18 protein-coding genes are annotated in these 20211 nt (G+C 73.7%); 7 read left to right on the forward strand and 11 right to left on the reverse strand.

Annotated elements, in window-relative coordinates; translation table 11 throughout:
* The first annotated feature begins 252 nt into the window (after positions 1-252).
* Together ACFYE1_RS14735 and ACFYE1_RS14740 are read left to right on the forward strand one after the other, a co-directional pair.
* Positions 253-2277, forward strand: a complete 2025-nt coding sequence (locus ACFYE1_RS14735) for a DUF6807 family protein (protein WP_387744364.1) — start codon at positions 253-255, stop codon at positions 2275-2277.
* Positions 2274-3338 carry a M24 family metallopeptidase gene (locus ACFYE1_RS14740; protein ID WP_387744367.1) on the forward strand — a complete coding sequence of 355 codons (1065 nt, stop codon included), beginning with the start codon at positions 2274-2276 and terminating at the stop codon, positions 3336-3338. Before ACFYE1_RS14735 ends, ACFYE1_RS14740 begins: the two co-directional genes overlap by 4 nt.
* A 96-nt stretch (positions 3339-3434) precedes the next feature.
* Here ACFYE1_RS14740 and ACFYE1_RS14745 read toward each other — a convergent pair whose 3' ends face one another.
* The 10 genes from ACFYE1_RS14745 to ACFYE1_RS14790 form a co-directional block, all read right to left on the reverse strand.
* Complete coding sequence (locus tag ACFYE1_RS14745; RefSeq protein ID WP_387744370.1) at positions 3435-4526, reverse strand: mandelate racemase/muconate lactonizing enzyme family protein; 1092 nt, start codon at positions 4524-4526, stop codon at positions 3435-3437.
* Entirely contained in the window at positions 4523-5494 is a 972-nt protein-coding gene (locus ACFYE1_RS14750) for an NAD-dependent epimerase/dehydratase family protein (RefSeq protein ID WP_387744372.1), read from the reverse strand. The genes ACFYE1_RS14745 and ACFYE1_RS14750 overlap by 4 nt, the downstream gene beginning before the upstream one ends.
* Positions 5491-6870 (reverse strand): Gfo/Idh/MocA family oxidoreductase, encoded by a 1380-nt coding sequence (locus ACFYE1_RS14755; RefSeq protein WP_387744375.1) that lies wholly within the window; start codon positions 6868-6870, stop codon positions 5491-5493. Before ACFYE1_RS14755 ends, ACFYE1_RS14750 begins: the two co-directional genes overlap by 4 nt.
* Positions 6871-6928: 58 nt before the next feature.
* Positions 6929-7864, reverse strand: a complete 936-nt coding sequence (locus ACFYE1_RS14760) for a carbohydrate ABC transporter permease (RefSeq protein ID WP_387744378.1) — start codon at positions 7862-7864, stop codon at positions 6929-6931.
* Positions 7857-8813: a carbohydrate ABC transporter permease gene (locus ACFYE1_RS14765; protein ID WP_387744381.1), complete on the reverse strand. Its 957-nt coding sequence runs from the start codon at positions 8811-8813 to the stop codon at positions 7857-7859. Before ACFYE1_RS14765 ends, ACFYE1_RS14760 begins: the two co-directional genes overlap by 8 nt.
* 164 nt (positions 8814-8977) lie before the next feature.
* Positions 8978-9640 carry a glycerate kinase gene (locus ACFYE1_RS14770; RefSeq protein WP_387744383.1) on the reverse strand — a complete coding sequence of 221 codons (663 nt, stop codon included), beginning with the start codon at positions 9638-9640 and terminating at the stop codon, positions 8978-8980.
* Positions 9586-9879, reverse strand: coding sequence for a glycerate kinase (locus tag ACFYE1_RS14775; protein WP_387744386.1), 294 nt, complete (start codon positions 9877-9879; stop codon positions 9586-9588). Before ACFYE1_RS14775 ends, ACFYE1_RS14770 begins: the two co-directional genes overlap by 55 nt.
* Position 9880: 1 nt before the next feature.
* The gene (locus ACFYE1_RS14780) at positions 9881-10780 is read right to left on the reverse strand and encodes a sugar phosphate isomerase/epimerase family protein (protein WP_387744389.1); all 900 of its coding nucleotides are present in this window, start codon (positions 10778-10780) and stop codon (positions 9881-9883) included.
* A complete protein-coding gene (locus ACFYE1_RS14785; RefSeq protein ID WP_387744392.1) occupies positions 10777-12030 on the reverse strand; it encodes a dihydrodipicolinate synthase family protein in 1254 nt (417 codons plus the stop codon). The genes ACFYE1_RS14780 and ACFYE1_RS14785 overlap by 4 nt, the downstream gene beginning before the upstream one ends.
* On the reverse strand, positions 12027-13229 hold the full coding sequence (locus tag ACFYE1_RS14790) for a Gfo/Idh/MocA family protein (protein WP_387744485.1): 1203 nt from the start codon (positions 13227-13229) through the stop codon (positions 12027-12029). Before ACFYE1_RS14790 ends, ACFYE1_RS14785 begins: the two co-directional genes overlap by 4 nt.
* A gap of 153 nt (positions 13230-13382) precedes the next feature.
* On the opposite strand from ACFYE1_RS14790, the gene ACFYE1_RS14795 reads away from it, so the two are divergent.
* The 5 genes from ACFYE1_RS14795 to ACFYE1_RS14815 all read left to right on the forward strand — a co-directional run bounded on the left by ACFYE1_RS14795 (position 13383) and on the right by ACFYE1_RS14815 (position 19575).
* Positions 13383-14381, forward strand: coding sequence for a LacI family DNA-binding transcriptional regulator (locus ACFYE1_RS14795; protein WP_387744394.1), 999 nt, complete (start codon positions 13383-13385; stop codon positions 14379-14381).
* A 69-nt stretch (positions 14382-14450) separates the two neighbouring features.
* Positions 14451-15386: a LysR family transcriptional regulator gene (locus ACFYE1_RS14800; protein WP_387744397.1), complete on the forward strand. Its 936-nt coding sequence runs from the start codon at positions 14451-14453 to the stop codon at positions 15384-15386.
* A 94-nt stretch (positions 15387-15480) separates the two neighbouring features.
* Positions 15481-16431 carry a 5-dehydro-4-deoxyglucarate dehydratase gene (gene kdgD / locus ACFYE1_RS14805; RefSeq protein ID WP_387744400.1) on the forward strand — a complete coding sequence of 317 codons (951 nt, stop codon included), beginning with the start codon at positions 15481-15483 and terminating at the stop codon, positions 16429-16431.
* A 57-nt stretch (positions 16432-16488) separates the two neighbouring features.
* On the forward strand, positions 16489-18120 hold the full coding sequence (locus tag ACFYE1_RS14810; RefSeq protein WP_387744403.1) for an aldehyde dehydrogenase (NADP(+)): 1632 nt from the start codon (positions 16489-16491) through the stop codon (positions 18118-18120).
* A gap of 237 nt (positions 18121-18357) precedes the next feature.
* Entirely contained in the window at positions 18358-19575 is a 1218-nt protein-coding gene (locus ACFYE1_RS14815; RefSeq protein WP_387744406.1) for an MFS transporter, read from the forward strand.
* A gap of 10 nt (positions 19576-19585) precedes the next feature.
* On the opposite strand, the gene ACFYE1_RS14820 is transcribed toward ACFYE1_RS14815, so the two are convergent.
* Positions 19586-20092 carry a PTS sugar transporter subunit IIA gene (locus ACFYE1_RS14820; RefSeq protein ID WP_387744409.1) on the reverse strand — a complete coding sequence of 169 codons (507 nt, stop codon included), beginning with the start codon at positions 20090-20092 and terminating at the stop codon, positions 19586-19588.
* Positions 20093-20211: the final 119 nt, after the last annotated feature.

The following is a 20211-nucleotide window of genomic DNA, read 5'->3' on the forward strand; positions in this document are numbered from 1 at the left end:
GACCACCTCCACCTCTTCGACACCACCACCGGCACCCGCCTGCCCGACTGACCCCCCGGCGGGACCGGCAACACCACCCCCACCACCACGGCGCCCTCCCCGGGGCACCGCTGCCCCGCAGGCTCCGATCCCCGGATCGGGGCCTGCGGCGTGTCGGCGGACGAGGCGACATCCCGGTGTGACCGTTGACACACCGAGCGCCCAGTCGATACGTTGGAAAGCGCATTCCTACAGCCTTCGAGGAGACCTCCCGTGCATGCCCAGACCGCTCCCGCCCCACCCGCCGGCGTCCCTCGTGAGACCCCCGTCCGCGTCTGCCTGGTGGGGATCGGCGGCTTCGGCGAGCGGCACCTGGAGAACATCCGTCGGCTCGAGAAGGAGGGCGGCGTCCGCCTCGTGGCGGCCGTCGACCGGCGCGTCGACGACGACGGAGCGATCGGGCCCGAGGTGCCGATGTTCGGCGTTCTGGAGCAGCTGGGAGCAGCCGGCCTCGACGTCGACGTGGTGGTGGTCTCCACCCCGATCGACACCCACTTCGATCTCGCCCTGGCGGCGCTGGATCTGGGGGCCGACGTCCTGCTCGAGAAGCCGCCGGTGGCGAACCTCGAGCAGTTCGGCCGCCTGCTCACGGCCGCCGAGGACGCGGACCGCCTGGTCCAGGTGGGGTTCCAGAGTCTGGGCTCCCACGCGCTGGAGTTCATCGACCGGCTGCTCGAGAGCGGGGAGATCGGGCGGCTGCGCGCGGTGGGCGCCACGGGGCTGTGGTCCCGCGACACGGACTACTTCACCCGCTCCCCCTGGGCCGGCCGGCGCCGCATCGGCGGCGTGGACGTGGTGGACGGAGTGGTCACGAACCCGCTGGCCCACGCGGTCATGACCGCGCTGCGCATCGCCGGGGCCCGGTCCGCCGAGGACGTCGCGCAGCTGCGCACCGAGCTGTACCGCGCCAACGCGATCGAGTCCGACGACACCTCTCTCGTGCAGATCCGGACAGCGGCCGGCGTCCCCGTCACCTGCGCCCTGACGCTGTGCGCCGACCAGCAGCAGGACCCCTTCATCACGATCGACGGCACGGAAGGACAGGCCGTGCTCCACTACACCCGGGACGAGCTGACCGTCTCGGGGCCCGGGGGCACGCGGACCATCTCCGCCGGGCGCACGAACCTGCTGGAGAACCTCGTCGACGCCCGCCGCCACGGCACCGCGCTGCTGTGCCCCCTGGCCGCCACGGGGGCGTTCATGCGCGTGCTCGACGCCGTGCGCACCGCCCAGGACCCCGTGCCGATCGCCCCGGAGCACGTGCGGTGGCACGGGGAGGGCGGCGCACGGCGGGCCGTCCTCCCCGAGGTGGAGGACTGGGCGGCCCGCGCCGTCAAGGCCCAGTCGGGCTTCGGCGGGCTCGGTGCGCCGTGGGCGGATCCCGCCCCGGCCGGTGAGCGCCTCGTCGTGGCCGGCCACGAGGTCGCGCAGGTCCGCACGGGCGAGGACGTCGCCCCGACCGCGTCCCCCCGCCCGTTCCTGCACCCCGTCCGGACCCTCGGCGGCGTCACCGTCACGGACCAGCAGCCCCTGGACCACGTCTGGCACCTGGGCGTCTCCACGGCGCTCCAGGACGTGGACGGCGTCAACTTCTGGGGCGGGCGCACCTACACCCGGGAGGCGCAGCGCTACGTGTGGCGGGACGACCACGGCCACGTGGTCCGCGTCGCAGCCCACCACGCCGGCGACCGCCTGGACGAGGAGCTCGCCTGGACGGGCCCGGACGGCACCGCGGTGCTCACCGAGGAGCGCCGCTGGACGTTCCGCCCCGTGCACGAGCACGCCTGGGAGCTCGGCCTGCGCTTCCGGCTCTCCCCCGCCGGCGACCACCCGGTGCGGCTCGGCAGCCCCGGCTCCAACGGGCGGGTCGGCGGCGGCTACGGAGGGTTCTTCTGGCGGCTTCCCGCCTGCACGGACGCGGACGTCTTCACCGCAGACGCGGCGGGCGAGGAGGCCGTGCACGGCAGCACGTCCCCGTGGCTGGCCTTCTCCGCCGACTTCGCGGGGCACCCCGCGACCCTCGTCCTCCGGCGCGGCGACGACTCGGCCGACCCCTGGTTCGTCCGGCACGCCGGGTACCCGGGGGTGGGGCTCGCCCTGGCCTGGGACGCGGCCGTCACGACGACGACGGACCGGCCGGTCGAGCGGGAGGTGCGCGTGCTCGTCGCCGACGGCCGTCTCGACGCCGCCCGGGCGGAGGCCCTGCTCGGGGACGCGGCCCGGGGCCGGAACGCGTGAGCGCCCCGGAGCGGGCGGAGAAGCGCCGCCGGGTGCTGCGCGTGCTCGACGCGCACGGGGTCGACGCCGTGCTGCTGCAGAGCCACTCCGCCGTGGCCTGGTACCTCGACGGGGCGCGCGTGCACGTCTCGCTCGCCGGCCCGCCGGTGGCCGCCGTCCTGGTGCACCCGGACGGCGACGCGGTCGTGACCTCCGCCAACGAGGCCGCCCGCCTGGTGGCCGAGGAGCTGCCCGCGGGCGTCCGGCTGCACGAGGTGCCCTGGCACGGCTCCCTGGCAGCACCGGAGGACTGGTTCCCCGGGGCGCGCTCGATGGCCGTCGCCTCCGAGGACTGCGTCGCCGCACCCCTGCGGGCGGCGCGGGCCTCCCTGCTCCCCGGCGAGGCGCAGCGCTACGCGCAGCTGTGCCAGGACGCGGCGGCAGTGCTCACGACCGTCCTGAGCCGGGCGAGCCCGCGCACCACCGAGCGGGAGCTCGCCGCCGAGCTGACCGCGGACCTGGTGCGCGCGGGCGCGGAACCCCTCGTGGTGCTCTGCGGCGGCGCGGACCGTCTGCCCCACCGCCATCCCCTGCCGACCACCGGGCCCGTCGGCCGGCGCGCGATGGCGGTCGTCTGCGCCCGCCGCGGCGGGCTGATCGCCAACGTGACCCGGTGGGTGCGGTTCGGCCCGGCGGACCCCGTCGAGGCGGACGCGGAGGCGAGGATCGCGGAGGTCGAGGCGGACGTCCTCGACGCACTGCGCCCCGGCCTGCCCCTCGCGGACCTGCTGCCGGTGCTCCGGCACTCCTATCCGCGCCACGGCTTCGACGCCGAGGAGTGGACCCGGCACCACCAGGGCGGGCCCGCCGGGTACGCCGGACGGGATCCCCGGCTCGCCCCCGGGGTGCCGGACCTCGTGCACGAGCACCAGGCCTTCACCTGGAACCCGTCCGCGCCGGGCACGAAGATCGAGGACACGGTGCTGCTCGGTCCCGACGGGGTCAGGCCCCTGTCCGTGGACCCGCGCTGGCCCGTGGTCCGGGTCCGGGGCCGGGACCGTCCGGCCGTGCTGGAGCGCTGAGGGCCGCCCGCCCGGACGGCCGGAGCCCGCACAGCCGGAAGGCCCGCACCTCCGGGGGTGCGGGCCTTCCGGCTGTGCGGGCTCCGGCGGCGGCGCTCAGAGGCGCGCCCCGTCCAGGGCGGGCAGCACCTGCTGCCGCAGCGGCAGGCCGAGACCGGGCAGGTCCCGGGTCTCCAGCCGCGAGCCCGTCACCACGACCGGGGACGGTCCGGCCAGGATGCCGAGGTCCGCGAACCCGGCGTCCTCCACGACCTCCACCAGGGTGGGCTCGGCGAGGGTCAGGGCCAGCTGCCCGGAGAGGTCCGGCAGCAGGTGCGGGGCGATCCCCACGTTGTGCGCGCGCGCCAGCTCCACGATCCGCCGGAACGGCGTGATGCCGCCCACCCGGACGATGTTGGGCTGGACGACGTCCACGGCGCCGGCCGTGATGAAGTCCCGGAAGCGGTAGATGTTGTGCAGGTTCTCCCCCAGGGCGATGGGGACCCGGCTGAACCGGCGCAGCTGCCGGTAGCCCTCGAGGTCGTCCGCGCGCAGCGGCTCCTCGAGCCACGAGGGCCCGAACTCGGCCAGGGCGTCCAGGGCCCGGCGTGCCGTCGGCAGGTCCCACCGCTGGTTGGCGTCGATCATGAGCCCGCGGTCCGGTCCGAGCAGCTCCCGGACGGCGGCCACGCGCGCCACGTCCTCGCGCAGCTCGGCCCGGCCCACCTTGATCTTCACCGCGCCGAAGCCGGCGGCGACCCACCGGCGCACCTGGTCCTGCAGCTCGTCCAGTGCGTAGTGCAGGTTCACGCCCGAGCCGTAGACAGCCACGCTCGCCTGCCGCCGGCCCAGCAGGGAGGTGATCGAGACCCCGGCCCGCCGGGCCCGGAGGTCCCACAGCGCCAGGTCCACGCCCGCGAGCGCGACTCCGGTCAGCCCGGCCCCTCCCTCGTGCAGGTGCTTCCAGGCGTCGTCCCAGAGGGCTTCGGGGTTCTCGGACCGCCCGAGCACGAAGGCCGCGAGGTCGTCGTCGAGGAGGGCCTTCACGGCCGTCGCCCCGATGGTCGGGGTCCAGGAGAAGCCGGTGCCGGTGGCGCCGTCGTCGGCCACGACCGTGACGGCGACGAGGTGGTTCCGCGGTGCCTCCGGCCCCCAGCTGCGCAGCAGCCGGGCCGTGATGAGCTCCGTGTGCAGGGCGGCGATGCTCATGCGGTGTCCTTCCCGTGCCGGCCGGCGCCCGCGGGCTCCCCGGACCCGGCGGCCACGGGGTCCTCCCGGAGCTCGGTGCGCCAGCTGCGCGCCGGCTCCCAGTCCAGGACCCGGCGGGCCTTGTCGATGCTGAAGGCGGGGGCCGTCCCGGTCAGACCGGCCGCGAGCTGCTCGCTCCCCGGGACGAACTCGGGGATCAGCTCGGCGAGCGGGCGCCGGGCCAGGGCGTCGGCGGCGCCCACGAGGAAGGTGTCGCCGTTGCGGATCGCGCCCATCCGCTCGAGCAGCGCCTCCAGGAAGGACGTGACGTCGCGGGCGTCCACGTAGTTGAACAGCGCCGGCGCCGCGAGCGCGGGGTCGTCGAGCCGCTCCCGCACGGTGTGGCCCTGCTGGGTCGGGGCGCCCGCCCACTCCTCGGGCGCGATCACGTAGCAGGGGCGGAAGGACGCGTAGCGCACGGCCTCGCCCCGGGCCGCGGCGAACATCTGCGCGACCTGCTCCGCCACGTGCTTGGACAGCCCGTAGGCGTGCCAGGGCCGGGGCGGGGTCTCCTCGGTCAGCGGGAGCGCGGGCGGCAGCCAGCCCGCCGGGGAGCCGTAGCCCAGCACCGTGGGGCTGCTGGCCATGACGATCCGCCGCACCCCGGCCTCGGTCGCCGCGCCGGCCACGTTGTGCGCGATCACCGCGTTGGTCCGCAGGATGACGTGCTCGGGGGCGCTGAACGGGACGGCGATGGCCGCGAGGTTGACTACGGCGTCCGGGCGGGTGCTGCGCATCAGCGCGTGCGTGGCGTCCGGGTCGGTGAGCTCCGCGCCGCGGTGCTCCACGGCGGGGTGCTGGTCGGCGGAGCGGGGGTCCGGGGGCAGGGACCGGTCGACGCTGACGACGTCGTAGCCGGCCTCCGCGAGCCCGGCGACCACGCTGCGGCCGAGCCGGCCCGCACCGCCGGTGACGAGGACGCGGCTCATGCCGGGACCCCGCTCCGGTGCGCCCCGGCAGCCGCCCCCAGGTCCAGCTCGGCGATCCGGACGGGCAGCCCGGACTCCAGGGACCGGTTGCCGGCGATGCCGACGGCCACCGCCGCCACGCCGTCCCGGTAGCCGGAGGGCCGGCCGTACGGGTCCTCGCCGGGGCCCCGGAAGACGTCCGCCAGCAGCAGGCGGTCCCCGCCCCCGTGGCTGCCCGCCCCGTTGCTGATGGTGACCTCCTCCGCGGCGTCCCAGTGGCGCTGGACGGTCAGGCGCTCGCCGCGGCTGCGAGCCCCGCCCCGGTGGGGGCCCGCCGTGACCGAGGGATCCACCGGGGAGCCGCCGCTCGCGGGCAGCACGGCCGCCCGTTCCACGACCTCCAGCTCGGCCCGGCCCTCGGTGCCGTTGACGGCCACCCGGTACCCCTCCCACGGGGAGTGCGCGTTCAGGGAGTAGGACAGGGTGGCGCCCCGCGCGTAGTCGACCACGAGCGCCAGGTTGTCCTCGATGCTGATCCCGTCGGAGAACACGTCCTGGTCCCGGCGGTACCCGTCGTGGTGCTGGTGGTCGAGGTAGAGCCTGCTGAGGCGCTCGTCGGTGCGCAGGTCCAGGGCGAAGGGGTCGCCGCCCTCGACGTCACGTCCCGGGGCGCCCGCGCGAGCCCGGGCCTCGGCGTTGTCCCGGCCGTAGAACCGCAGCCCGCCCGAGGCGAAGACCCGTTCCGGGGTGTCGGCCAGCCACCAGTTGACCAGGTCGAAGTGGTGCGAGGACTTGTGCACCAGCAGCCCGCCGGAGTTCTCCTTCTGCCGGTGCCAGCGGCGGAAGTAGTCGGCGCCGTGCACGGTGTCGAGCATCCAGCTGAAGTCCACGGAGGTGACCGTGCCGATCCGCCCGGACCGGACCACGTCCTTGAGCGCGGTGTTGCGCGGGGAGTACCGGTAGTTGAAGGTCACCACCACGTGGCGGCCGGTCTCCTCGACGGCCGCCCCGATGCGCCGGCAGCCCTCCGCGTCCACGGTCAGGGGCTTCTCGACGACGGCGTCGGCCCCGGCGCGCAGCGTCTCGCAGATGTAGTCGGCGTGGGTGAGGTCGGGGGTGGTGATGATGACCCGGTCGATCCCCTGCTCCCGGACCGTCCGGGAGAGCTCCGCGGGGTCCAGGACGCCGATCCGGGCGCCCGACGTCTCCTCGGCCAGCCGGCGGTAGTGCTCGGCCCGCCCGGGGTTGGTGTCGCCCACCGCCACCAGCTCGGCGACGTCGGCGTGGTCGTCCAGCAAGGAACGGATGTACATCTCGCACCGGTTGCCGGTGCCGACCAGGACGTACCGGGTCCGCCTCCCCGGCCGTGCCGTGCCGGTGTGCTCTGCGCTGTCCATCGATGGCTCCTGGTTCTGGGGGTGGATGTGCGGTGGATGGGGCCGGGCCCGCCGGCCGTTACTTGATGCCCGTGGTGGCGATGCCCTTGACGAGGAACTTCTGTCCCACGAGGAAGGCGATGAACACCGGCAGCAGGGACACGATCGACATCGCGAACAGGGACCCCCACGAGGACTCCCCGGAGGCGTCCACGAAGGCCCGCAGGGCCACGGGGACGGTGAACATGTTCGGGTCGGTCAGGTAGATGAGGGCGCTGAAGAAGTCGTTCCAGGTCCAGATGAACGTGAAGATCGTGGTGGTGGCCAGGGCCGGGACCATCATCGGCAGGATGATCTGCCCGAAGATCCGGGCGTGCCCGGCGCCGTCGATCCGCGCCGCCTCGTCCATGTCCTTGGGGATGCCCCGGATGAACTGCACCATGAGGAACACGAAGAACGCGTCGGTGGCGAGAAGCTTCGGCACGATCAGGGGCCAGAAGGTGTTCACCCACCCGATCTGGGAGAACATGATGTACTGCGGCACGATCACCACGTGGAACGGCAGCATGATCGTGAGGAGCATGAGGGCGAAGGCCGGCTTCTTGAAGCGGAACTCCAGCCGGGCGAACGCGTAGGCCGCCATGGAGCAGGAGACCAGGTTTCCGACGATGCACCCGAGCACCACCACGGCGGAGTTGAACAGGTACACGCTGAACGGGCTGGACAGGGCGCCCCACCCGTCCGAGTAGTTCGCGGTCTCGAGCGTCTGCAGCAGGATCCCGGGCTCGCGGAAGATGATGTCGTCGGGGCGCAGGGAGCTCGCCACCATCCACAGCAGCGGATAGATCATCACGCCGCCGGTGAGGATCAGCGCCAGGTGCTTGAGCATGGAGCGGATCCGCGCCCGCGGGCCGGGCCCCCTCTTCTTTCCGTGCTCCGAGGCCGCGGAGGGCGCCGGATCGGAACCCTGCTCGAGGGTCGGGGCGGGGTCGTAGGCGATTGTCGAATTAGTCATCGTAGAACACCCAATACTTAGACGCGATGAAGTTGAGAGCGGTGAACGCCCCGATGATGACGAGCAGCAGCCAGGCCATGGCCGCGGCGTAGCCCATGTCGAACCGGCCGAAGCCCGTCTGGTACAGGTAGAGCGTGAAGAACATCGTCGAGTCGGACGGACCTCCTCGTCCGCCGGAGACGATGAACGCCTGCGTGAAGGACTGGAACGCCTGGATGATCTGCAGCACCAGGTTGAAGAAGATGATGGGGCTCAGCAGCGGCAGCGTGATCCGGAAGAACTGCGTGATCCTGCCGGCGCCGTCGATCGAGGCCGCCTCGTAGTACATGGTGGGGATCTGGCGCAGGCCCGCGAGGAAGATGATCATCGGCGCCCCGAAGGTCCACACGTGCAGCAGGATGATGCTGCCGAGCGCGGTCCGGGGATCCGCGATCCAGCCGATGCCCTCGATGCCCACGAGGGCCAGGACCTGGTTGACCAGTCCGGTGGTGCCGAAGAGCTGCTTCCAGAGGATGGCGATGGCCACCGAGGAGCCGAGCAGCGAGGGCAGGTAGAAGACGGAGCGGTAGAACGCGAGGCCGCGCAGGCCCCGGTCGAGGACCATGGCGATCGCCAGGGCCAGCACGAGCTGCAGCGGCACCCCGACGAACACGTACGTGAAGGTCACCTGCAGCGAGTTGTGCAGCCGCTCGTCCGCCAGCATCCGGGAGAAGTTCTCCGTCCCGATCCAGTCGGGCGCCCGCATGAGGTTGTAGTCGGTGAACGAGAGGTAGAGGGACATCACCATGGGGCCCAGGGTGATGACCACGAGTCCCACGATCCAGGGCGCCAGGAAGATCGCCGCCGCCTTGTTGTCCCGCCGCTCGGCCCGGGCCCCGCCCCGGGACCGCTTGCCCTTGGTCTGCCCCTCCGGCAGGCCCTTCCGGGTGATCTCCTCCACGACGCTCATTCCGGGACCACCTTTCGGACCGTCCGCGCCCGGGGCTCCCGGTGCGGTCCAGCGTGGATGTGACTCGATGTCATCGGTATCTCCTCGGAACGAATGGGAAAGCGTTTTCCAGAGCTGCGTTGCGTCCAGGCTAGTGGCCGACCACTGTGACGTCAACCACAAATCTACGGTGGTTCAGGCCCCGGACACGGGGGCGGCGCGCCCTCGGGGAACGGACGGCGCGCCGGCCAGGAGGCGCAGCGCCTCCACTGTCGCCGGCGGGCCGTAGCGCGCCGCCTCGTCCTGGGCGGCCCGGGCGGAGGGCGCGACGCCCACGAGCGAGGTGGCCGCCAGGACCCCGCGCCGAGCAGCTGCTCCTCGGACAGGGCCAGCCGCCCGGCCACGGCCACGACGGGCACGCCCCGGGCCGCGGCGAGCGCGGCCGCGGCGAGCGGCGCCTTGCCCTGCAGCGACTGGAGGTCCAACGACCCCTCGCCGACGACGAGCAGGTCCGCGTCCTGGAGCTGCTCCTCGAGCCCCACGAGGGAGGACACGAGGTCGAAGCCGCGCTCGAGCGTCGCCGGGGTCGGGGCCGGGAAGCCGCCGGCGGCGCCGGCCCCCGGGAGGAGGAAGGGACGAGCGCCCTCGATTCCGGCCAACAGCCCGGCCCAGCGCCGGAGCGCGGCGTCCAGCGCCGCCCGGATCAGCTGGCCGCAGCCGTAGCTGTGCGCCGCGCGGGCCGTGACGGGACTCGGGCGCACCTGGTCCAGACCGCTGGCCCGGGCGGACTCGATCACCGCGGTGGTGGCGCCGGAGGGTGCCGTGAGCACCGCCCAGCGGGCCCGCACCCGGCCCTCCACGGCGCCCGGGCGAGGGTGCAGCGCGACCGCGCCCCGGCCGCCACCGCGGCGTCGACCGTGCCCTCGCCCCCGTCGGCCAGGGGCAGGGCAGGGATCCGGGCCCCGGGCCGGTGCCGGCGCACCCCGGCCGCGAGCGCGGCGGCGGCCTGGGCCGCCGTCAGCGAGCCCTTGAACTTGTCGGGGGCCACGACCACCCGGGGCCGGTCGCCGAGCTCGTGCGGGCCCACGTCAGGCGGTCGCGCGAGCGGGCACGCCGGTCAGGGACGGCAGCACGAGGGACTCCCAGCGCTCCTTCATGACGGCCAGCGTGGTGTCCGGGTCCTGGTCGAAGATCTCCTGGTTGAAGATCTCGACCTCGACGGGGCCCGTGTAGCCGGCGGCGGCGACCCAGCGCCCGATCGTGCCGAAGTCGATCACCCCGTCCCCCATCATCCCGCGGGAGAGCAGGGCGTCGGAGGCGATCGGCAGGTTGAAGTCGCAGACCTGGTAGGACGCCAGCCGGCCCTCCGTCCCGGCCCGGGCGATCTGGGCCTCCAGCGCGGGGTCCCACCAGACGTGGAAGGTGTCCACGACGACGCCCACGGCGTCCACCGGGTGCGGTGCCGCGAGGTCCAGGGCCTGCTCGAGCGTGGAGAGCACGGCCCGGTCGGCCGCGTACATGGGGTGGAGCGCCTCGAGCACGAGGCGCACGCCGTGCTCCTGGGCGAAGGGCACGAGCTCGGCGATCCGGTCGGCCACGCGCTCGCGGGCCGCCACGACGTCCTTGTCGCCCCGATCGCCCTCGCCGCCCAGGACGTGGGCGGCGGCGGGCAGACCGCCGACGACCATGATCAGCTCGCTCGTGCCCAGGGTTCGGGCCTCCCGGATCGCGGCCCGGTTGCTCTCGAGCGCGGACCGCCGGCCGGCCTCGTCCGCCGCCGTGAGGAAGCCGCCGCGGCACAGGCTGGAGACCTGCAGACCGGACTCGGCGATGATCCGCGCCGCGTTCTCGAGCCCGGCCTCGGCGACGCGGTCGCGCCACACGCCGATGTGGCCCAGCCCCGCCCGGACGGCGGCGTCCACGGCCTGCTGCAGGGTCAGGTTGCGGGTGGTGCCCGTGTTCAGCGACAGCTGGAAGTCCGCGCTCATGCCGCACCTCCGGTGCCGCCGGCCGGGGCGAGGACCGGCGCGCCGAGGCCCGCACCGTCCAGGAAGGTGGTCATCCGCCGCGCGGCGAGCTCCGGGTCGAGCAGCAGCCCGGCCCGGTCGGCCAGCCGGAACACCTCGACCAGGTGCGGCACGGAACGGCCCGAGTGCAGCCCGCCGACCATCTGGAAGCCGGGCTGGCTGCCGTTGAGCCACGACAGGAACGCGATGCCGCACTTGTAGTAGAAGGTCGGGGCGCTGAAGACGTGGCGTCCGAGGTCCTCGGTGGAGTCGAGGATGGCCCGCGCTCGGCCGGGCTCCCCGGCGTCGTAGGCCTGCAGCGCGGTGGACGCCGCCGGGTAGATGCCCGCGAAGATGCCCAGCAGCGCGTCGGAGTGCTGGGTGCCGTCGCCGTCGATGAGCTCGGGGTAGTTGAAGTCGTCGCCGGTGTAGAGGCGGACCCCTTCCGGCAGCGCCGCCCGCAGCCGGGTCTCGTGCGCGGCGTCCAGGAGGGACACCTTGACGCCGTCGACCTTGCCCGGGTGGGACCGGATGAGCTCGAGAAAGGTCTCCGTGGCCGTGTCCACGGCGTCGCCGCCCCAGTAGCCGGCCAGCGCCGGGTCGAACATCGTCCCGAGCCAGTGCAGGACCACCGGGTGCCGGGCCTCGCCCAGCAGCTGGGAATAGATCCGCAGGTAGTCGTCGGCGTCCCGGGCGGCCCGCACCAGCGCGCGGGACGCCATCAGGATGACCTTCGCCCCGGCGCCCTCGACCACCTCGACCTGCTCCCGGTAGGCCTCGACCACGGCGCGCAGCCCGGTCTCGCCGGGCGCGACGCCCGCCGGGTCCAGCTGGTCCGTGCCCGCCCCGCACGCGATGAGGTCGCGGACGGTCCTGCCCTCCAGGGCCGGGTTCCCGGTGGCCAGCGCCGCCGAGGCCTCGGCGGTCGAGCGCCGGATCAGCTGCTGGGTGGCCGGCCAGTCCAGGCCCATCCCGCGCTGGGCGGTGTCCATGGCGTCGGCGACTCCCAGCCCGTAGGACCAGATGTCGTGGCGGAAGCCCAGGGTCGCCTCCCAGTCGAGCTGCGCCGGCGCCCCGGGGGTGTTGTCCCCGAGCACGAGCGGCACCACGTGCGCGGCGGCGTAGGACTTGCGCGCGGTGAGGGGTGCCTGCGGCCGGGTCCAGTTCCCCGGCCCGGAGAGCACGTGCTCGGTCAGGGACCCGCAGCCGTCGGGCAGGAGCACGGCGCTCACCGGACGGCCTCAGCGGTGCGCCGCTCGGCCGGGGACAGCTCGATCACCGGGATGTCGATGGTGCGGCGCTCGGCGGAGGAGCGCAGGCCCAGCTCGGCCAGCTGCACCCCGCGCGCGGCGGAGAGCAGCCCGAAGCGGTGCTCGCGGCCCGCGACGACGTCGGCCAGGAACTCCTCCCACTGCGCCTTGAAGCCGTTGTCCAGCTGGGCGTTGGCGGGCACCTCCAGCCACTGGTCGCGGAAGGACTCGGTGACGGGCAGGTCCGGGTTCCAGACCGGCTTGGGCGTGTGGGCCCGCTGCTGGGCCACGCACTTGTTCAGCCCGGCGACCGCCGAGCCGTGGGTGCCGTCCACCTGGAACTCCACGAGCTCGTCGCGGTACACGCGCACGGCCCAGGAGGAGTTGATCTGGGCGACCACGGGGTCGCCCTCGGGGGTCTCGAGCTCGAAGACGCCGTAGGCGGCGTCGTCGGCGGTGGCCGGGTACTCGTGGCCCTGCTCGTCCCACCGCGCGGGGATGTGCGTCACGGCCGTCGAGGTGACGGACCGGACGGGCCCCACGATGCCCTCGAGGACGTAGTTCCAGTGGCAGTACATGTCCACGGTCATGGACCCCCCGTCCTCGCGACGGTAGTTCCAGGACGGGCGCTGGGCCTCCTGGTGCTCGCCCTCGAAGACCCAGTACCCGAACTCGCCGCGCAGGGACAGGATCCGGCCGAAGAAGCCCTCGTCCACGAGCCGGCGCAGCTTCACGAGACCCGGGAGGTAGAGCTTGTCGTGGACCACGCCGGCGGTGACACCGCGCTCCTGGGCGATCTGTGCCAGCTCGACCGCCTCCTCCAGGGTCTCGGCCGTCGGCTTCTCGGTGTAGACGTGCTTGCCGGCGCGCATCGCGTTCCGGAGCGTCTCCGCCCGGAGGCTGGTCATGGAGGCGTCGAAGACGATGTCCACGGAGGGGTCCTCGATGACCGCGTGGAGGTCGGTGGTCCAGTGCTCCACGCCGTGCCGGCGCGCCAGCTCGGCGACCTTGGCCTCGTTGCGGCCCACGAGGATCGGCTCCACGGTCACGCGGCTGCCGTCCGGCAGGGTCACGCCTCCCTGGTCCCGGATGGGCAGGATCGAGCGCAGCAGGTGCTGGCGGTAGCCCATGCGACCGGTGATGCCGTTCATGGCGATGCGGAGAACTCGGGGTTCGGACATCATCAACTCCAGATGGTTCGGGAAATTTGTAGGAAAGCGCTTTCCACTCTAGGGTTGGCTCAGTGTGACTGTCAACACGTTCCGCCACCGGACACCCCGGCACGGGGGACGAGACTCCCACCGGATGCGGTGGGGAGGAAGCAGGACCGGACGATGAGCGCAGTGACCCTCTCCCAGGTGGCCAGGCAGGCCGGGGTGTCCCTGGCCACGGCGTCCCGGGTGCTCAACGGATCGGATCGCCGGCCGGCCGAGCACATCGCGGAGCGCGTCCGGGACGCCGCGGAGGCCCTCGGCTACGTGGCCAACGCCCAGGCGCAGGCGCTGGCACGGTCCACCACCGGACTGGTCGGGCTCGTGGTCCACGACATCGCCGACCCCTACTTCTCCTCGATCGCCAAGGGCGTGCAGCGCCGGGCCCGCGCCGACCGGCACCAGCTGCTGCTGGCCGCCACCGACGGCACCGACCAGCTCGACGCCGTCGCGGCCTTCGCGGCCCACCGCACCGACGCGATCATCATGGCCGGTTCGCGCAGGCGGGAGATCGACCCCCGGCTGCTCGCCGAGCTCACCCGCTACCAGAAGAACGGGGGGCGGGTGGTGACCATCGGCCAGGCCTGGCTCGAGGGCGCCGGGGCCGTCACCATCGACAACCGCAGCGCCGGCGCCGACCTGACGGACATGCTGATCGGGGCGGGCCGGACCCGCTTCGCCTTCCTGGGCGGCCCGGCGGAGCTGGCCAGCGCGGCGGAGCGCCGGGCGGGCTTCTGCTCGGCCCTGGAGCGGGCCGGCCTGACGGTGGAGGCCGAGCTGACGGAGGGCTTCAACAGCCAGGGCGGCTACGAGGCCGCCAGAGGACTGCTGCACCGGCTTGGCCCCGGAGCCGTCCGCGGGCTCACGGTCGTCGTCGGCAACGACGTCATGGCGCTGGGCGCGATCGCGGGCTTCCGGCACGCCGGACTGCTCGTGCCGGACGATCTGTGGGTGGCCGGCTTCGACGACATCCCCAACCTGCGCGACTTCTCCCCCGGGCTGACCACCGTGCGCTTCCCCCTCGAGCAGATCGGAGAGAGCGCCGCCGACATCGCCCTGAGCCACGACGAGGCCCGGATCGAGCACGTGGTGGGCGAGATCGTGCGGCGCGAGAGCGCCTGATCCGCTCCGGTCGCGGATGGTCCGGGCGAGGCCGGGGCGACGCACGGGAGACACCGACGGAAAGGCGTCATGTTCACCTTGGACCAGGCCCGCAACTTCATCGTCGTGGCGGAGGAGCTGCACTTCGGCCGGGCCGCGCAGCGGCTCCGCATGACCCAGCCGCCGCTGAGCCGCCAGATCCAGAAGCTGGAGCGCACCTTGGGGGTCGAGCTCCTGGAGCGGGACAACCGGCACGTGGCCCTGACCGCGGCCGGCCGGGCCTTCCTCGTCGAGGCCCGCAAGCTGGTCGTCGCCGCGGACCGGGCGCCCCTGACGGCCCGGCGGATCGCGGCCGGCCGGGCGGGGACCCTGCGCATCGGCTTCACCGCGGCGTCCGGATTCAGCCTGCTCGGCCCCCTTCTCGCCGAGATCGGCGCAGCTCTGCCGGACGTGGACGTGGACCTGCAGGAGCTGGTGACGCACCAGCAGCTCCAGGCCCTGCAGGACGGGGACCTGGACCTCGGCCTGGTACGGCCGCTCTTCGACACCGCGGTCTTCGACTCCCGGCTGCTGCTCGCCGAGAACCTCTGCGTCGCGGCCCCATCCGGTCACGCGCTCACGGCTCTCGGGCGGCCCGTGACCTCGGCCGACCTCACCGACATCCCGCTGATCATGCACTCCCCCACCACGGCCCGGTACTTCTACGACCACGTGGTCCGTCTCGTGGAGGTCGAGCACCGCAACGTGGTCCACACCGTCAGCCAGGTCGTCACCATGGTGGCCCTGGTCGCGGCCGGGCACGGCGTGGCGTTCGTCCCCGGCTCCGCCCGCCGGCTCGGCCTCGAGGGAGTCCGCTACCTGCCGCTCGCCGGCAGCACCCCTGAGGCTGTGCAGCTGCACGCCGCCTGGAACCGAGAGGTCCAGAACCCGGTCCTGCACCGGCTGCTGGAGCTGGTCCGGAGCTTGGGGAACGACCTCCCACCCCACGCGCCAGTGATACCGACAGAGCATGATGCCATCCCTTAATAACCTTGGACAGGCATCATGGCGGCTTCCTACGGTGGAACGGACACCACACGCTGAAGGCCGTCCCGGCGGCCTCGACCGAAGGACGACACCCATGGCTCGGCACACCCCCCAGGAACTGGCGGACCAGCTCAAGGACGGCCTGCTGTCCTTCCCCGTCACCGCGTTCGACCAGGACCTGCTCTTCGACGAGACCGCCTACCGGCAGCACCTCGCGTGGCAGGCCAGCTACCCCGTGGCCGGGCTGTTCGCCGCCGGCGGCACCGGGGAGGGATTCTCCCTCACCCCGGAGGAGACTGCCACCGTGGTGCGGACCGCGGTCGAGGAGGTCGGGGACACCGTCCCCGTGCTCGCCCCGGCGACCGGCAACACTGCCCAGGCCGTGCGCAACGCCCACGACGCCCAGAGCGCCGGCGCCGAGGGCCTGCTGCTGCTGCCCCCCTACCTCACCGAGTGCGACCAGCTCGGCCTGGAGGCCCACGCCTCGGCGGTGTGCGCGGCCACCGATCTCGGGGTGATCGTCTACAACCGGGCCAACGCGATCTACTCGGCCGAGACGGTCGCCCGGCTGGCCGCCCGGCACGAGAACTTCATCGGGTTCAAGGACGGGGTCGGCGGCATCGAGCACCTCACCAAGGTCTACGCGACCAACGGGGACCGGCTGTTCTACCTCGGCGGGCTGCCCACCGCCGAGACCTTCGCCCTGCCCCTGCTCCAGCTGGGCATGAGCACGTACTCCTCGGCGATGTACAACTTCGTCCCCGAGTTCGCCCTGGAGTTCTACCGCGACGTCCGCGCCCAGGACCGGGCGGCTGTGACCGAGAAGCTCAACAGCTTCGTGCTGCCGTACCTGGAGATCCGGGACCGGGCCAAGGGGTACGGGGTCTCCATCATCAAGGGCGGACTGCGGGCCGTGGGACGCGACGCCGGCGGCGTGCGCCCGCCGCTGCAGGACCTCACCGAACAGGACCTCGCCGACCTCCAGGCCCTCGTCGAAACCGGCACCGGAACCCGGACGAGCGGCGAGGCCCTGCAGACGGCCTGAGGCCCACCACCCGGCATCCCACGCACAGACCGCAAACGCAGACAGCGAAGGAAACCCATGTCCGTGAGCACCCAGACCACCACCCTGACCGGCCACTCGATCGTCGCCGGCCGCCAGGTCGTCGGCAACGGCGGCACCACCCGCGGCATCGACCCGGCGACCAACGCCGAGCTCGAGCCCGCCTACACCCTGATCGACGAGGCCCAGCTCGCCGAGGCCACGGCCGCCGCCGAGGAGGCCTTCGAGTCCTTCAGCAGCCTCGACCCCGAGACCCACGCCACCTTCCTGGAGCGGGTCGCCGAGAACATCGAGGCCGTCGGCCCCGAGCTCGTCGACCGGGCCTCCACCGAGACCGGCCTGCCGGCCCCGCGCCTGAACGGCGAGCTCGCCCGCACCACCGGGCAGCTGCGGCTGTTCGCCCGTGCGGTGCGGCAGGGCGACCACCGGGGGGTGCGCCTCGAGCAGCCCCTGCCCGAGCGCACCCCGCTGCCCCGCCCGGACCTGCGCCAGCGCAAGGTCCCCCTCGGCCCGGTGGCCGTCTTCGGCGCCAGCAACTTCCCGTTCGCGTTCTCCACCGCCGGCGGCGACACCGCCTCCGCGCTGGCCGCCGGCTGCCCGGTGGTCTTCAAGGCGCACAACGCCCACCCCGGCACCGGGGAGATCGTCGGCCACGCGGTCGCGGACGCGGTGCGCGAGAGCGGCCTGCACCCCGGGGTGTTCTCGCTGATCTACGGACCGGGCGCGAGCATCGGCCAGGCCCTGGTCAGGGACCCCGCCATCAAGGCCGTCGGGTTCACGGGGTCCCGCGGCGCCGGCACGGCGCTGATGGCCACGGCCGCCGCCCGGCCGGAGCCCATCCCGGTGTACGCCGAGATGAGCTCCATCAACCCCGTCTTCGTCTTCGACGGCGCCCTGCGCGGTGACGTCGACGAGTTCGCCCGCGCCTACGCCACGTCCCTGACCGGCTCCTCCGGGCAGCTGTGCACCAATCCCGGGCTGATCTTCGTCCCCGCCGGGCAGGCCGGCGACGCGTTCCTCGCCGCCGTGGAGCGCGCGCTCGCGGACGCCGAGGGCGCGACCATGCTCACCCCGGGCATCGCGGCCTCGTGCCGGGCCGGCATCGACACCCTCCGGGACCAGGCCGGCGTCGAGGTGGTGGCCCAGGGCAGGGAGGGCTCCACGGAGAACGCCCCGGCACCCGTGGTGTTCGCCTCCGACGTCCCGACGTTCGGCACCAACCCGGTGCTGCAGGAGGAGATCTTCGGCGCGGCCTCCCTGGCGATCCGCTACGGTACCGCCGCGGAGCTCGCCGACGCGGCCCGCCGCATGGAGGGCCAGCTGACCGCCGCCCTGTTCCTCACCGAGGCGGACCAGGCCACCGCGGCCCCGCTGCTGCCGGTGCTGGAGCGCAAGGTCGGGCGGATCCTCGCCAACGGCTGGCCGACCGGCGTGGACGTGGGCGACGCCATGGTCCACGGCGGCCCGTTCCCGGCGACCTCCGACTCGCGGACCACCTCCGTGGGCACGCTGGCGATCGAGCGGTTCCTGCGCCCCGTGGCCTACCAGAACATCCCGGGCGCCCTGCTGCCCGCACCGGTGCAGGACGACAACCCGTGGCGCCTCAACCGCCGGGTCGACGGCAACCTCCAGCTCACCCCCGTCTCCCCGGCGGCACGTCCCAGCTCCTGAGCGATCACCGGCCAGCGCTCCGAGCACCCGGTGCCCGCCGCCCCAGTCACCGCACCGGTGGCGGGGGCGGTCTGTGTCCGGCCAGGACGAGGCCCCAGGGGCACGGCCCTCGTCGTGACGAAGGCCACGACGAGGGCCGTGCCGACGGCCTCCGGAGTACTGTGGACCCGCGCAGCTCGAAGGCGATCGGCGTCGCCGGTCCCCGGACCTCGGGCTGACCCGGAAGGAGACCTCCCCGTGCCGAGCCCGCGCGCCGATCCGCCGACGGACCCTACGTCCCGCAGGGCACTGGTCTACCTCGGCGTGTGCGTGGTCCTGGTGGGCCTGAACCTGCGCACGGTCTTCTCCAGCTTCTCGGCGATCCTCCCGGAGATCACCGCGGCCGCCGGTCTCCCCGGGTGGGCGGTCACCGTGCTGACCACGGCCCCCGTGACGCTGCTCGGCGTCTTCGCGCCGTTCGCACCGCGCCTGGCCCGCCGGTTCGGGACCGAGAACGTGCTGCTCGGCGCCATGGTGGTCCTGGCCCTGGGCCTGGTGGCCCGCGGTCTTCCCCTGCCGGGTGCGGGCACCCTGCCGCTGCTGCTCGCGGGAACGCTCGCGTGCGGCGCCGCGATCGCCCTGGGCAACGTCCTGCTGCCGTCCATCGTGAAACGGGACTTCACCCACCGCATCGGCCTGATGAGCGGGCTCTACACCACCGCGATCTGCGCCTCCGCCGCCCTCGGCGCGGGCCTGACCTACCCGGTGTTCCAGGCGACGGACTCCTGGCGGGGCTCCCTGGCGGTGTGGGCGGCGCCCGCGGCCGTGGTGGTGGCCCTGCTCGTCCCGGTGGCGATCCACCAACGGGTCCCCGGTCCTCCGCCGCCCGGCACCGGCGGGCCCGGCCCGTGGCGCTCGCCGGTGGCCTGGCAGATCACCCTGTTCATGGTGTTCCAGGCGATGATGTCCTTCAGCGTCTTCGCGTGGCTCGCCCCCATCCTGCGGGACCGCGGGATCGACGGGGCCACCGCCGGCCTGATCGTGGCCGTGTCCATCCTGCTCCAGATGACGGGCTCGCTCGTCGCCCCGGTCCTGGCCGCACGGCTGGCCGACCAGCGGGTGCTCAACGCCGCGGTGGCCCTCATGGCCGGCGGCGGCTTCGTGCTCTCCGTCTTCGGGCCCACCTCGCTGATCTGGGTCTGGACCGGGCTGCTGGGACTGGGCCAGGGCAGCCTCACCGCCGTGGCCCTGACGATGATCGCGCTGCGCACCCGCAGCAGCCACATGGCGGTGCGGCTCTCGGGCATGATGCAGGGCGTCGGCTACGGCGTGGGCTCCTCCGGCACCTTCCTGGTGGGGCAGCTGCTGCACTGGACCGGGGGCTTCGCCGCCGCGGGCGTCATGTTCGCGGCGGTCGGCGCGCTCGCGGCGGTCTTCGGCTGGCAGGCCGGCCGGGCCCGCTTCATCCGGGAGTGATCGTGGCCGGTCAGCCGAGGGCGTCCCCCAGCACGGCCAGCACCTCGGACGCGCTCCCGGCGTCGAGGAGGGCCTGCCGGCAGGACTCCTCGGCCAGGGCCTCCGAGAGCTCGGCCAGCAGCTCCAGGTGCTCGTCCCCGGAGCTCTCCCCGGGGAGGGAGATCAGGAAGACGAGGTGGACGGGCTCGCCGTCCAGCGCGTTCCACTCCACGCCGTCCGGGCTGCGGGCGAACGCGATCATCGGCCGCTCGGCGCCGGCGGACTTGGCGTGCGGCAGGGCCACACCGTTGCCCACCCCGGTGGAGCCCTCCTCCTCCCGGGCCAGGGCCGCGGCGACGGTGCTGTCGGCGTCGTACGCCCGCCCCGAGTGCGCGCCGAGCTCGGCGAGCTGCCGGATGACGCCGTCCCGGTCCGCCCCGTGGACGTCCAGGAGCACGGTCGCCTCGCTCAGGTGCTCCAGGACGGAGCCGGGACGTCCCGGGGAGTCGTCCGCGGTGCGGGAGGTCCTGTCGCTCATCTGCTGTCCCATCGGTGGAGGCGGGCGGGCTGCACGGCCCCGCCGCGCTGAACGCGGCACCGCTGCACCCTCGTGCGGGCCAACATACGGCGACCGGGACGGGGCGTCCACCGGTCCGG

It is taken from the genome of Kocuria nitroreducens, assembly GCF_042879195.1.
Classification (GTDB): Bacteria; Actinomycetota; Actinomycetes; order Actinomycetales; family Micrococcaceae; genus Kocuria; species Kocuria nitroreducens.

Coding starts and splice junctions, on each gene's coding strand:
- ACFYE1_RS14810 (WP_387744403.1), top strand. CDS start 16,489: ATGTCCGTGAGCACCCAGACCACCACCCTGACCGGCCACTCGATCGTC.
- ACFYE1_RS14765 (WP_387744381.1), bottom strand. CDS start 8,813: ATGAGCGTCGTGGAGGAGATCACCCGGAAGGGCCTGCCGGAGGGGCAG.
- ACFYE1_RS14790 (WP_387744485.1), bottom strand. CDS start 13,229: ATGTCCGAACCCCGAGTTCTCCGCATCGCCATGAACGGCATCACCGGT.
- ACFYE1_RS14755 (WP_387744375.1), bottom strand. CDS start 6,870: ATGGACAGCGCAGAGCACACCGGCACGGCACGGCCGGGGAGGCGGACC.
- ACFYE1_RS14795 (WP_387744394.1), top strand. CDS start 13,383: ATGAGCGCAGTGACCCTCTCCCAGGTGGCCAGGCAGGCCGGGGTGTCC.
- ACFYE1_RS14820 (WP_387744409.1), bottom strand. CDS start 20,092: ATGAGCGACAGGACCTCCCGCACCGCGGACGACTCCCCGGGACGTCCC.
- ACFYE1_RS14780 (WP_387744389.1), bottom strand. CDS start 10,780: ATGAGCGCGGACTTCCAGCTGTCGCTGAACACGGGCACCACCCGCAAC.
- ACFYE1_RS14760 (WP_387744378.1), bottom strand. CDS start 7,864: ATGACTAATTCGACAATCGCCTACGACCCCGCCCCGACCCTCGAGCAG.
- ACFYE1_RS14750 (WP_387744372.1), bottom strand. CDS start 5,494: ATGAGCCGCGTCCTCGTCACCGGCGGTGCGGGCCGGCTCGGCCGCAGC.
- ACFYE1_RS14800 (WP_387744397.1), top strand. CDS start 14,451: ATGTTCACCTTGGACCAGGCCCGCAACTTCATCGTCGTGGCGGAGGAG.
- ACFYE1_RS14745 (WP_387744370.1), bottom strand. CDS start 4,526: ATGAGCATCGCCGCCCTGCACACGGAGCTCATCACGGCCCGGCTGCTG.
- kdgD (WP_387744400.1), top strand. CDS start 15,481: ATGGCTCGGCACACCCCCCAGGAACTGGCGGACCAGCTCAAGGACGGC.